We start from the raw sequence: 13,842 nt of genomic DNA, 5'->3' as shown, positions 1-13,842 counted from the left end.
TTAACATGCTCAAAATTGTACAAAGAATTGCAATCGTTTTAATATTGGTTGTGGCTAGCCTGTATGCACCTGCACAAACGGACTCCTATAAGCCCAAAAGCATCAAATTTGGCAAGATAGATCCTGAAGAATTCAACATTAAACCAGGTGGCGCTGATTCTGCTGCTGCCGCTGTGGCAATTTTTGACGTCGGACAGGGTTACTTCGAGACCAATACGGCCACTATACAATATGTAATGGAGCGCCATACCAGAATTAAGATCATCAATAAGAGTGGTTACGATTACGCTAACCTGGAAATCCAGTTGTACAGAACTTCCAGCAAGGGCACAACATTAAGCGGCATCGAAGCTTGTACTTATAATATGGAAAATGGGAAGATGGTGGTGAGCAAGATCGGCAGTGATGCCAAGTTTACCGAGCGGCAAGACAAGAATTATTCGATAAAAAAGTTCGCCCTTCCAAATATTAAAGAAGGATCAATCGTAGAATTTAAATATAAAATAAAGACAGATTACTTCTTTAGGTTGCCAACATGGTACTTTCAGCGGCATATTCCGACAATATATTCAGAATATGTTGTCAGTGTTCCCGACTTTTTCAACTACAAAGCGATTTCAGACGGTTTAAATCAAGTAAACTCTCAAAAAGAAATTGTCACTGATGGAGTTGTTTATAAATATGTGGTCAACAATGTTCCCGGATTGAGATCAGAAAAATATGTAGCGAACATGGACGATTATTTATCTCGCGTTAATTTTGAAATTGCGACCATTACCCGACCGGGAGAAATGACTAAAGATTTCACTTCTACCTGGCCGAAAATAATACGCCAGTTAAAAGATGATACCGATTTTGGTGGATTTATTAATAAAGATGCTTTTACCAAACCTATATTAGCCACCCTAATAAAGGCCGAAACCAATCAGGATAGCATAGTAACCCGTATTTTCAATTACGTAAAAAACAACATCAAATGGAATAAAGAATATGACATGATGGCTTCGGAGTTTAGTCCAAAGACCGTGCTTGAAAAAAAAATCGGAAATTCTGCAGATATTAATCTTTGCCTGCTTGTCCTCTTGAATGCTGCAAAATTAAATGCATCGCCTGTATTGTTGAGCACCAGGAAAAATGGTAAGCACCCGGGGTTTCCTATGATCAGTGCATTCAACAATGTCATTGTTAACGTGGTCATTGGCGAAAAGCAGGTTTTGCTTGATGCCACAGATAAAAATCATTGTCCTAACCTAATCGCCTACAATGATTTAAACCATGAAGGTCTTCTTTTAGATTTAGCTAAGGAAACTTCTGAGTGGATAAGCCTTGAAAAAGAAAAAATTAGCAGTGAAGTTTATAATTACCTCCTTACCTTGAATGAAGATAATAAGCTGACAGGTAAACTTTTTATCACATCTACTGAATACATAGCATTGGCTAAACGAAAATTGCTTACTGATGCCGCAAACGAGTCAGAATATCTCAAAGACTATAAAGATGATAAGCCTGGCCTTGCATTGAAAAACTATCAGCTGATAAACCTTAACAACACAGATGCGGCCCTATCTGAGTCAATGGATATCCAGATTGAGGATAATGTTGACGAGGGTGGTAACCTTGCCTTTTTTACTCCACTATTATTTGAGAGAACAAAAGACAACCCATTTAAACTAGATGACAGAAAGTTCCCTGTAGACTTTGGATTTCCATCTGAAGAGACCTTTCGAATTACGATTGAGCTTCCAAAAAATTATGTGGTAGATAAACTTCCGACTAGCGAAAAGTTTGTATTGCCCAGTCAGGCAGCATCATTCTCTTTTATTTTTTCTCAGACCGAAAATAAGATTGGATTAATCAGTAAAATCTCCATTAAAAAATCACTATTCACACCAGAGGAGTATTTCGATTTACAGGAGCTTTTTAAAAATATCGTAAGGAAACAGGCTGAACAAGTGGTCATCAAGAAATCTTAATATGAAAAAAATTATATGCACTATCGTAACAGTCATTACGGCATTGACAGCTGATGCACAAGGCACTTACGACGTGGACAAGATACCAGCAACTATTTCAGCTAATGCTTCTGTTGTTGTAAGAAATGAGGAGCAGCTTTATGAGGTTAAAAATCCTGGTAATGCCTATTATGAGTACAAAACTGCTATCAGCATCATGAATAGCAATGGTGAAGAGGCGAGCAACATGCATGAATTTTATGACAAGTTCTCTTCTGTTTATAACCTAAAAGCCACACTATATGACGCAAAAGGAATTAAAATAAAGGACTTTAAAGCTTCAGATTTTAAGGATCGCAGTGCGATTTCAAGCGGATCGATCTATGAAGATAACCGGGTGAAATTTTTGAACATCATGCACACCAGTTTTCCATATACGATAGAGTACAGTTATAGTGTAGATTATAACGGAATTAGATTTTACCAATCATGGCATCCTGTAACCGCTTGGGGATACGCAGTGGAGAAATCAAGCTTTACTTTTAGGATCCCGGAAAACATGACTTTCAAATATCTTAAGAGCAAAGGACTCCAAACCGATTCCTCAAAGGTAAAAGACAAAATACAGTATAAATGGAGTTGCCAAAATGTGCCTGCATTTGAGTATGAGCCATTGAGTACCGGTTTATCTGGAGTAACACCCTGGGTAAATCTTGCTCCTAATCAATTTGAATACGACAACTCAAAAGCGAATATTGAAAATTGGGTTAGTTTGGGTTCCTGGCTATACGGACTAAGTAATGGCCTGCAAGTTTTACCTACGTCAACAAAAGCTAAGGTGCAGGAACTGGTAAAAGATTTAAAGACAGATAAAGAAAAGATGCAGGTGTTGTACCATTACCTGCAGGCAAACACGCGATATGTGGGCGTGCAACTTGGACTTGGTGGGTATAGACCAATTTCTGCTGAGAAAGTCTCAGCTGTTAATTATAGCGATTGTAAAGGGCTTTCTAACTATATGAAAGCTTTATTATTGGAAGCGGGTATCCAATCAAACCTGGTTGTGATTGGCAACGACATGCCTTCCCTAAACCCTAAGTATGCAAGTTTAAATCAGGCCAATCACATGATTTTATGCGTGCCGCTAGAGAAAGACACAACTTGGTTAGAGTGCACCAGTCAGTATGTACCCATGGGCTACATTGGAAACGGAAATTCAGATAAAATCATTTTATTAATCACAGAAAAAGGAGGCAAACTAGCTCAAACTCCTCTATATACACCAGAAAATAATTATCAAAAACGCATTACCAAGGTTGATCTTGATGAAGAAGGTTCTGCCAAAATCAATATCAATACCAGGTTCGGATATGCCCAGTATGAAGAGAATATCGGCATGATGTTGCTGGAACCCACCGACCAGCGTAAAAGGGTAATGAATATGTTCAGCATTCCAAACATGCAAATTGAGCAATTGAGCTATAGTCAGCCCAATAAAGACAATGCTTTGATTGAAGAAAAACTGGCGTTGAAAGCATCGCAATTGCTAACTAAAGGTGGAGATAAAATATTTTTAACGCTCAACTTGCTTAACAGGCAAAATGCAACTGCATCACCTGTAGAGAGTCGCAAGACCGGCTTCGCAGTAGATTACAGTTATAATGATGATGATGAGATTATCTATACTGTTCCGAAAGGGTATAAGGTTGAATTTTTACCAAAAGATGTTACCATAGAATCTGAGTTTGGAAAGTACACGGCAAGTGTTACGGCAAAAGATAACACATTGATCTATCACCGGAGCAAGACGATTACTAAACGGGATTACCCAGCCGAAAAATACGGTGATTACGTAGCATTTTCTAAAAAAATATTTCAAGCAGATAAGCAGAAAGGAATTTTAACTAAGGCTGAATAGCCGGAAGTTAAAATCTCTTACCGGCAATCACTTTGGTGAAATCCGTGTTATTTAAATATTTGTGAGCCAGTTTTCTCAATTCATCTGGTGTTATCGTACGTACGGTTTTGATGTAGCGGTCATAATAACCATAATCAAGTCCAGAAAAGTGAAGGTTCTTAAACTTATCAGCATGTGAGAAAGCATTTTCCAGACTACCCAGTAAAGAGCCTAGCATGTAATTGCGGACAAGGTCTAGCTCCTCTTCAGGAATTTCTGTCGTTTTTAAAGTTTCTATCTCTTTCTCGATTTCATTTAGTGCATCACCGCATACATCGGCACCTACTTCTGTGGCAATAAACAAATACCCGGTTTGTTGCAAGGACACCACTCCAGAACCAATGCCATAGGTGTAACCTTTATCTTCCCTGATATTAGACATTAATCTGGAACCAAAATAACCACCCAGCACACAATTTAAAACTTGTAATCCGGCAAAGTCATCATGTTTTCTGTTGATGGTAAGCATGCCCATCCTAATTGCAGATTGCAAGGCATCAGGTTTTTCAATCACAATTTCAGCGCCTGGCACAGCAGAAAACTCAAAATGGTTCTTTACCGACGGCTCATTATTTGCCCAGCCTTTGCCCATTATTGAATTCAATATACTGTATTCGTTATCTTCAAATTTGCCTGCCGCAATGATGGTACAGTTCTCTGGTTTGTACGCCGCTTTGAAATACGCCAGTAGATCTTCCCTTTTAACCGCATCGTAATCTTTCGCAGCAATATCAGATCCATAAGGTGTAGATCCGAAAAGGGTTTGCGCAAATTCTTTCCTGGCCAGGAAATCATTCTTCTGCAGACTAACCGACAAGGATTGCTTTTGATTTTGTATAAAAATAGCTAGTTCCTGCTCTGGAAAAATACTTCCGTTTAATATGTTGTACAACACCGGCAATACCGAAGCCAGATGCTTGTTAAGGGTATATAATTTTACACTACAAAGGTCTGCACCGTATTCGGTTTGAAGAAATGCGCCATAATAATCAACCCTATCTGCAATCTCCTTAGCGGAAAGGTCTGCCGTTCCATTATTGATGAGGTGACTTACTGCTAATGATTGCAGCGGTTTCGATTTATCCCAGTTAACATTTTGAAAAAGAAATTCAATACGTACCAACTCCTGCTGACCAGCATTAATTGTAAATACAGGAATTCCATTGTCTAAATGCTGTTTAACGGGTTTAAAAAAATTTATATCCTGAACCGCTCTTGATTCTGGAGCTATGGTACGATTAAGCATCTTGTTGGGTTAAGTAATACAAGGTTGATGATTGTTGTTTTAGAAATGTTGCCTTCGCTGCATTCATAATACGTTGTGGCGTAACAGCAAGGTATTTGTCGATTTCAGTATTCAAAAGAGCTGCATCACCCAGCAACTCAAAATAAGCAAGGTTCATTGCCTTGTCGAGCAAACTCATTTCGGCAAATAACATGATGGATTCCGACTTGTTCTTTACTTTAGTGAGCTCATCCTCGGTAACTTCCTCTTGTGTCAATTTGAAAAGCTCTGCCCATACTGCTGCTTCTGCCACTTCTACAGTAATTCCCTCTACTAATTTTCCTTCTACTATAAACAATCCTTCGTCAATACTGCTCGTTAGGTAAGCATGGATATCACTAAAAAGCTGCTGTTCCTTAAGTAGGCTGTTATACAGTCGTGATGACTGCCCTTGCGATAAAATATCAACCAGCAAATCGTAGCATGGGTATTCTGAATTCATTCGCTCCGGCATTTTAAATGCGATGTATATGGCATTTAAAGGTACAGCGGCAGTAACTGTTTCCTGTCGCATTTCAGTTTGAACTTCTTCCTTTGGTAAATTTCTGTTGTATTTCTCTCCGGCAGGAATTGAACCGAACCATTTCTCTGCGAGTTCCTTTACGTCTTCAGTTTTGATATCTCCCCCGACAACCATTATGGCGTTTTGAGGATTATAATGCTTTTTGAAAAATGCCTTTACATCTTCCATTTTCGCTTCTTCGATCTGCTTTAAGTCCTGACCGATGGTAGCCCACTGGTATGGATGCTGTTTATAGGCAAGCGGCCTCAGTTTAAGCCAAACATCGCCGTATGGCTGATTCAAATAGCGTTGTTTAAACTCTTCACAAACTACGTTACGTTGGGTTTCCAGGCTCTTTTCTGAAAATGCCAAGCTTAGCATCCTGTCGCTCTCCAACCAAAATGCAGTTTCCAGGTTTACCGCAGGTAATGTGATGTAGTAATTTGTAACATCATTGCTGGTAAATGCATTATTCTCCCCTCCTACACGCTGGAGTGGTTCATCGTAACTTGGAATATTTACCGATCCACCAAACATCAGGTGTTCAAAAAGATGAGCGAAGCCGGTTTTACCCTGCTCTTCATCTCTGGCCCCTACGTCATATATTATGTTTAATACGGCCATTGGCGTGGTGTTGTCTTCGTGCACGAGAACACGTAAACCATTGGAGAGTGTAAAGCGATTAAATTCTACCATAAATTGAAATAATTGCGCCAAATATAGGAAATATGACAATGGGCTAATGTGTTTAATAAGCCATTTTATCTAAGTTTGTGTTATGGAAACCGCAGCGCTATTAGAAAGGGCTTTACACTTTGATTTTTTAACAAAAGAAGAAGGTGTTTTTTTGTATGAAAATGCATCAACTGCTGAATTGGCCTTTGTTGCGAACGAACTTAGAAAAAAGCAAGTACCCAGTGGAAAGGTAACCTGGCAAATAGACCGAAATGTTAATACCACTAATGTCTGCATTGCAAATTGCAAGTTTTGTAATTTTTTTAGAAGACCCGGTCACGATGAAAGTTACATTACCGATATCGAAACCTATAAGGTTAAGATTGAGGAGACTTTTAGATTAGGAGGTGATCAATTGCTTTTACAAGGGGGGCATCACCCTGATCTTGGTTTGCAGTTTTATACTGACCTTTTCAGCAAGCTTAAGGAATTGTATCCCGATTTAAAACTTCATGCTTTAGGTCCGCCTGAAATTGCCCATGTGGCCAAGTTGGAAGGTATATCTCATACAGAAGTGCTGCGAGCCCTTAAAGCCGCAGGGATGGATTCGTTACCTGGAGCTGGTGCAGAAATTTTGAACGACCGGGTACGACGTTTGATTTCAAAAGGAAAATGCGGCGGACAAGAATGGCTGGATGTCATGCGTGCAGCTCATCAATTGGACATCACTACTTCTGCAACGATGATGTTTGGCCATGTAGAAACCATTGAAGAACGTTTTGAGCACCTGGTATGGATCCGTGAAGTACAAAGTGAAAAGCCTGAGTATGCTAAAGGGTTTTTAGCATTTATACCATGGCCTTTCCAGGATGACGGCACTTTACTGAAAAGACTGAGGGGTATCAGCAACAATGTATCTGGTGATGAATACATCCGTATGCTGGCTTTGAGCAGAATCATGTTGCCTAACGTAAAGAATATCCAGGCTTCCTGGTTAACTGTAGGCAAAAATGTAGCAGAGCTTTGTCTGCATGCGGGAGCAAACGACTTCGGTTCAATTATGATTGAAGAGAATGTGGTTTCAGCAGCAGGTGCACCGCACCGATTTACTGCTAAGGGTATTCAGGATGCAATAAGAGAAGCAGGTTTTGAACCTCAGCTGAGAGGCCAACAGTATAACTACCGTGATTTACCGGAGCAATTGGAAGAACAGGTAATCAACTACTAAATTTCAATTAATTTGTTTAAAAAAAAGGAGGAAACCCTAAAGTCTCCTCCCTTAATATTATTATCCTTTGCTAATTACAATTTGTAACCCGTTTTGATAAACTGGTTTGCAATCGCTGCAACTTCAGCTTTAGTTAGTGGCTCATCGAAACATTCAGCTGCTGCAGTCGCAGAAACCCCAGTACCGATGCCAGTAATGGTAATTCCAGCTTGAACAGTGTTGTTTTCCTTAATTGTTCCTTCATAAACTGCATTTACAGCAGCAATTCCAGTATCGTTGGATACACCACCAGCACCTAAACTAATCCATGGTTTTAAACCAGATGCACCAGTTACATTAGCTGCAACCATTTGACGTAGATGGGCAGCATGACGTGCTTCCACCGAATGAATTTGTAATGCAGTAGTTAAATATGCGTTTCCGTTTAAAACACCTGCCTGACCTTTATAAGCTCTTACACCTGTATCTTCGAATGCTAATGCAATTTTAAGGAAGGTCTGATAGTTGGTGAATACGTCAGCAAACGCACCGCCTGCAGTATAGTCAAAGTTATCATAAACCAAAACCGATCTTGCGCTACCAGCCAATGCACCAGCTAATAATTTAACGTGAGCATCTTCATGGTTACGAATAGTTGTGATGGCAGCTAGAGGCGCGCCAGTAGGAATTGGAGTCGGTACAGTAGCATTCAATGCATGATTGTAAAAATGGTACTCCAGATATTCCAAAGAAAGTGCGAAGTTCAATACATCAACTACAGCTGATGGAGTTGACTGACCGTAAGCTTTAGTGAACATTGAACCTAATGCCAATGGTACAGCTGCTAAAGAAACTTTTTTACCAACGTTGAAGAATTCCTTCATCGCTGCTCTTCTCGGGTTCAGCCTTTCGTAGATTTCTCCGTCTACTTTTTCAATTTGGTCTAATATATTTAAGATATTCATGATTTCTGTTTTAAAGATTAAAGATTGATAACGTTTACTTTTGTTTTGATGTAAGCGCCTGCAACTGCAAGAACCTTATCAGGAGTCAGGGCCATATCTAATCCGTTAGCATCAACCTGAGGTGAGCTTGCGAAAGTTCCGTTTGAAATAATATCACGGATGTAAGCTGCGTGACGAGCCTCTACTGAAACGATTTTTCCAGCAAGCAATAAATAGTCGTTTGATTTTAGACGGATACCGGCACCATTATAAGCGGCAACACCTAAATCTTCAAACGCCATTGCGGTCGCTAAAACACTTGTTCTGCTGCTAAAATTAATCGCTGAAAAATTAACATCTAAACTACCAATAGCAGCAGTACCTAATGCTTTCTTGAAAAATTCTCTGTGTGCGATTTCATGATATTGAATGTCTTGAAAATATGCTTTCTCAGTTGCGCTGAAATCTGCTGGTGGAGCTGATGCAACTTGAATATAAAATGCGGCCTCTAATTGCTCTAATGCATAAGCATAGTTTAAAACACCGAAATCGTCTTTAAAGTCTAATGTCACTCCCGTCATTGTAGAAGGGTTCAATTCTCCGCGGTCTTTAGAACATCCTGCTGCTACTAGTGCTACACCAGCTACACCAGCACCCGCATATTGCAGGAAAGAGCGACGTTGCAATGGAGCAGAAAGGATGCCCCTCTCTTCTTGCTCATCTAATTGTTGTAAGTTTTTCATAGTAATTGGGTTTTGATTTTAAATGGTTGAACTCGTTTACACAAGTTTTTATCTTTCAAAGTTTATGTCTTTATAGTGTCACATACGAGAGAAAAAAACTATCGGTTTTTTTAATTCGAAAGAAATTATTATCAATCACTCTTATTTTTGATAAATTCACCACATAAAACAGGTTATGGTACTTAATGCAATTATTGTCGATGATGAAGAATTCGCACGTTCTTCCCTCTATTTTCTCTTACAGGAAAACTGCGAAAACATCAACGTTACGGGGATTGCGAAATCTGTAGCAGAAGCGCGTGCGATCCTGTCTAACAATCAAACAGACCTTGTATTTCTTGACATCGCTATGCCTGGTGAGAATGGCTTTGAATTGATCAGCACCGTAAGAGAGACCAATGCACATGTAATTTTCACAACTGCTTACGATCAGTATGCCCTAAAAGCGATTAAGGCAAATGCGCTTGATTACCTGTTGAAACCGATAGATATTGACGAGCTTAAAGAAGCTGTAGACAGGGCATCAAAATATATTTCGCTGAACAGAAAAGCCAATGAAAAGAACGAAAACCTTTTAAACTTATCGCAGCAACTCTCCGAACGCGCCGAGATTAAAAAAATTAGCCTTCCAAATGGTCAGGGCTACAGCGTGGTAAGTTTGTCGGATATTATTCATATTGAGGCCGACAGCAATTACTCTGTTTTCTATCTCTCAGGTGGTGAAAAGATTACCGTATCAAAAGTCCTTAAAGAATATGAAGAAATTCTACCAGACCATCAGTTTATTAGGATACATAAATCTAGTATCGTAAATCTTGATTACCTGAACGAATACAACTCAAAAAACGGATTGGAAGTTACGCTGAAAAACGGTGACAGAATTGCAGTTTCCAGAAGAAGGGCGAGCGACTTTTTGGAAAAAGTTAAAGCGTATACGAGTCTTGAAAATGAAAAATAACCTAATAAAATTCTGGCTTGCAGCTACACTTATGCTGTCTATAGGATTTATTAATGGGGCCCGTGCCCAGTCCATTTACCTCAACCACTTTACCACAAAGGAAGGATTGCCCAGCAACAACTGTTATTTTACCTTACAAGATTCCAGAGGTTATATCTGGATTGCAACAGATGCCGGGGTTAGCCGATTTGATGGTTCGATATTTGAAAACTTCTCCATCGATGATGGTTTACCTGATAATCAAATTCTTCAGGTAAAGGAAGATCGCAGTGGTAAAATATGGTTCTTAGCCTTGAATGGTCAACTCAGTTATTTTTTTAACGGAAAGATCTATAATGAAACCAATAACAGCTTACTTAAGTTATTGAAATTCAATGCGATAATCGTTTCATTTTTTCAAGACAGAAGTGGGCGAATTTGGTTTGGCACCAATAAAAATCTGTTGGTGATGCTGGATGGAAAATCAATCACCAAATTTATTTCAAACAACAACGACCGGCAATTTATCAACACTTTTATTCATGAAGATAAAGCTGGACGAATTTGGGCTTATAGCAACCGCAGTGTAAGGATGCTAGTTGGGAAGGATTTTCGAGTAGTATCGCATAAATCACTCCCTATCTCCTATAAAATGTCGTTATCATTACCAGATAAAACACTTGCATTTATTGATAAAAACGGTCTGATCCTTAGGGTTGGCAGACAGGAAATATTTAAAAAAACGATCAACTCAAATTTATTAAACAACAATCCCGGCTATTTCTACATTGATGAGTCTGAAGGTATCTGGCTTAGTAACAACTCGGGCATCCATAATATTCAAACTGATGGAAGCACAGTTAATTACCTGAGTAATATTTCTGCCAGTCAGATCATTAAGGACGAAAAAAACAACTTATGGTTTACTACAACTAATGGGATTTATATGCTCCCCAGGAAAGATGAACGTTTGTATGTTATTGATGAAGGTCAGGGTTTGAGCAACCAGGCGATAAGAAGCATTGCGAGGGATGGAAGTAATAGGCTATGGTTGGGTATGGATGATGCAACAATAAATATTGTTGGGATCAATGATTATAAAATCACGAAATTCTTCTTGCCAAATGGAGAAAAATACAGTACCGTTAGACAACTAAATTACGACCCCAAGATAAACGCCATGTATTTTGCCGGCGAATATGGATTAGGCAGAATTACGAATGCCAATGACATTAACTCCAGGATTGATTATCTGAAAGAAACAAACAATTCTATGTTTGTGATCAAGAGTTTCAGCATATCTAAAGATAAAAGTCTTTCGCTTGCGCTTTCTTCTGGAGTAGTTATTCTACCGGATAGAAATAAGAGATTTGAATTCAATTCCTTTTCCTTTAAAATAGGTACTGATTTTTTCCCTGGCAGAGCTTACTGTGTATTCTTTGACAACACCCAGAAACTTCTGTTCTCCAGCATAAATGGATTATCTGAATTATCAGAGGGTAAATTATTTAATTTTTACAAGGACAGTCCTTTACTTACTAAAAGGATAAATGATATTCAACAACTGGAAGATGGAACGATTATATTGGCAACAGATGGATACGGTATTGTATGCATAAAAGACAACAAAATTATAAAGTTGATAAGTCAGAAAGACGGCTTATCAGATAACATCTGCAAAAAACTCTTTATAAGAAATGGCAACATATGGGTGGTTACCAATAATGGCATAAATAAGGTTTTTTTAAATAAAGATTTGGTTTCAGTAGAGACGTTTGAATATACCAATTCTTTGTTAAAAGACGATGTAAACGGGCTTTACGTTGACAATACACATGCTTATTTTGCAACTAACAACGGGCTGGTGTATTTTTCCATTAACCAGGTAAAACCCTTTAAGGAAGCCCCAAAAGTATTTGTAACAGCCATTGTAAATGATGACAAAAAACTCAGTTTAGACTACCCATCCTACTTGCTCGATCCCTCGAAAAATAACATCACCTTTCACTACAGTGCGATAGACTTTCAAAATAAAAATGTGACTTACCGGTATCGATTAAAAGCTGATGCCAATTGGACTGAAACGAAAAGCCGAAGACTTGAATTTAGTTCATTAGAACCTGGAAAATATACTTTTCAGCTGAGTGCAAAAAGCAATGACAGCAACTGGAGCAAACCAACAATAGTAAATTTTGAATTGGAAAAGCATTTTTGGCAGTCGCTTTGGTTCATCGCCATTTTATTTGTGATTGCGGTATTTTTCTTCTACAAGGTAGCAGTAGATGTAACGCGTAGACAAAAAAACAAAGAGCAGGAGCAGCTTCTATTAAAAAATAAAATATTAATGCTTGAGCAGCGGGCATTACAGGCTATGATGAACCCGCATTTTGTTTTTAACGTAATGAACTCCATACAGCACTACATTAACACAAAAGATACTGGATCTGCAAATAAAATTTTAACCGGGTTTGCGAGATTGATCAGGAAAAATTTGGAAATATGTACCAAGAGCTATATTTCAGTGGATGAAGAAATTGAGTACCTCACTTTATACCTGAGTTTGGAAAAAAAGAGATTTGGAGATAAGCTTAATTATAGCATTCACCTTGCCCCGGAGATAGATCGCGAAGAAACTATGATCCCATCAATGATCTTACAGCCTTACATTGAAAATGCAATATGGCATGGTATTATGCCAAAAGAAGATGGAGGAAATATAACGGTAAGGATTGAACTGGCTAGTCAGTCACAACTGAGAATTCTAATAAAAGACGACGGCGTGGGTATTACCAATTCACTTGCCGAGAAAAAAGGAGACCACGTAAGCAAAGGAATGAGTCTAACCAAAGAACGGATCAACCTGCTTAATCAAGTTGAAGTAAATCCAATACAAATTGATGTTAAGCAGTTAGGAAAATCAGGTACATCGGTAGCTATTTTGATTCCTGTGAATTAGTTTTTACCGTTAACTCAATTAAATATACCACTCACTAACTATTAAAAAATCATTTTAAGAATTGCATTAACATTGTTATAGATATTAAAACAAACCGAGTGTTTGTAGAAAGCGTTCTTATAGAATTGATCAAAGATATTTTACCTAACCTAAAACTATATCTCAATTCAGGTTTCATTTGTGTGTTAAAAAATGGTAAAGTTCAAGCTTTACCATTTTTTTTTGCCCATAATTTTTTGCACTAGGACACCTTAAGAAACCGCGTTAAAATTATCAGAACCAATGATCTATTTAAAAAAACCTGATAATTTGTAAATAAACTCTTCCTTAAAACTGAATTTTGTTTTATTTTTGAGGCAACGAAAATCTTTGTAATCAGTCTACGGGATCTGAAACCTTTTTCGTAAATTTAAATTGTAAATAAAAACCTCAGGTAACTTATTTTTAATCAATGAAAGCGCCAAAGAAACCAATCAAGAAAAGTCCTTTAGTGGACCCGGAAGACGAAATGGAAGATTCAAACGAAGAAACCACGAACAAGAAGTTAGCGGATGAAGACGAGGATGACTTTGATCTGCCTCTGGATGATCTGGATACATTCGATACGTATGGGGCTGACGATGATGATGACGATTATTAACCCTTAATAGAACAATTTTTAAGCATCCTTTATGGATGCTTTTT

The 13,842-nt window shown here is 38.3% G+C and carries 10 protein-coding genes; 6 read left to right on the top strand and 4 right to left on the bottom strand.

What is annotated here, in order from left to right; all coding sequences use genetic code 11:
• Positions 1 to 5 precede the first annotated feature (5 nt).
• Together ACXZ1K_RS09265 and ACXZ1K_RS09260 are read left to right on the top strand one after the other, a co-directional pair.
• The gene (locus ACXZ1K_RS09265; protein ID WP_458973103.1) at positions 6 to 1,973 is read left to right on the top strand and encodes a DUF3857 domain-containing protein; all 1,968 of its coding nucleotides are present in this window, start codon (positions 6 to 8) and stop codon (positions 1,971 to 1,973) included.
• Between the two features lies 1 nt (position 1,974).
• On the top strand, positions 1,975 to 3,870 hold the full coding sequence (locus tag ACXZ1K_RS09260; protein ID WP_458973102.1) for a DUF3857 domain-containing protein: 1,896 nt from the start codon (positions 1,975 to 1,977) through the stop codon (positions 3,868 to 3,870).
• 7 nt (positions 3,871 to 3,877) lie between these two features.
• Here the strand turns inward: ACXZ1K_RS09260 and ACXZ1K_RS09255 are convergent, their stop codons facing one another.
• Positions 3,878 to 5,155, bottom strand: coding sequence for a M16 family metallopeptidase (locus ACXZ1K_RS09255; protein ID WP_458973101.1), 1,278 nt, complete (start codon positions 5,153 to 5,155; stop codon positions 3,878 to 3,880).
• Positions 5,148 to 6,392 carry a M16 family metallopeptidase gene (locus ACXZ1K_RS09250; protein WP_458973100.1) on the bottom strand — a complete coding sequence of 415 codons (1,245 nt, stop codon included), beginning with the start codon at positions 6,390 to 6,392 and terminating at the stop codon, positions 5,148 to 5,150. Before ACXZ1K_RS09250 ends, ACXZ1K_RS09255 begins: the two co-directional genes overlap by 8 nt.
• A gap of 82 nt (positions 6,393 to 6,474) precedes the next feature.
• On the opposite strand from ACXZ1K_RS09250, the gene mqnC reads away from it, so the two are divergent.
• On the top strand, positions 6,475 to 7,599 hold the full coding sequence (gene mqnC, locus ACXZ1K_RS09245) for a cyclic dehypoxanthinyl futalosine synthase (protein WP_458973099.1): 1,125 nt from the start codon (positions 6,475 to 6,477) through the stop codon (positions 7,597 to 7,599).
• A 74-nt stretch (positions 7,600 to 7,673) separates the two neighbouring features.
• Here the strand turns inward: mqnC and ACXZ1K_RS09240 are convergent, their stop codons facing one another.
• Together ACXZ1K_RS09240 and ACXZ1K_RS09235 are read right to left on the bottom strand one after the other, a co-directional pair.
• Positions 7,674 to 8,543 carry a ferritin-like domain-containing protein gene (locus ACXZ1K_RS09240; protein ID WP_458973098.1) on the bottom strand — a complete coding sequence of 290 codons (870 nt, stop codon included), beginning with the start codon at positions 8,541 to 8,543 and terminating at the stop codon, positions 7,674 to 7,676.
• A gap of 17 nt (positions 8,544 to 8,560) precedes the next feature.
• A complete protein-coding gene (locus ACXZ1K_RS09235) occupies positions 8,561 to 9,265 on the bottom strand; it encodes a ferritin-like domain-containing protein (protein ID WP_458973097.1) in 705 nt (234 codons plus the stop codon).
• 175 nt (positions 9,266 to 9,440) lie between these two features.
• Between ACXZ1K_RS09235 and ACXZ1K_RS09230 the strand changes: the two genes are divergently transcribed.
• From ACXZ1K_RS09230 to ACXZ1K_RS09220, 3 genes are all read left to right on the top strand, one after another.
• On the top strand, positions 9,441 to 10,223 hold the full coding sequence (locus ACXZ1K_RS09230; RefSeq protein WP_458973096.1) for a LytR/AlgR family response regulator transcription factor: 783 nt from the start codon (positions 9,441 to 9,443) through the stop codon (positions 10,221 to 10,223).
• Positions 10,213 to 13,158 (top strand): sensor histidine kinase, encoded by a 2,946-nt coding sequence (locus ACXZ1K_RS09225; protein ID WP_458973095.1) that lies wholly within the window; start codon positions 10,213 to 10,215, stop codon positions 13,156 to 13,158. Before ACXZ1K_RS09230 ends, ACXZ1K_RS09225 begins: the two co-directional genes overlap by 11 nt.
• A gap of 490 nt (positions 13,159 to 13,648) precedes the next feature.
• Positions 13,649 to 13,798 carry a hypothetical protein gene (locus tag ACXZ1K_RS09220; protein ID WP_458973094.1) on the top strand — a complete coding sequence of 50 codons (150 nt, stop codon included), beginning with the start codon at positions 13,649 to 13,651 and terminating at the stop codon, positions 13,796 to 13,798.
• Positions 13,799 to 13,842 lie beyond the last annotated feature (44 nt).

This window comes from Pedobacter jaeyakensis (assembly GCF_054461315.1).
The sequence above is the reverse complement of the archived record's forward strand: the minus strand, read 5'-3'. Positions and strand labels throughout refer to the sequence as shown.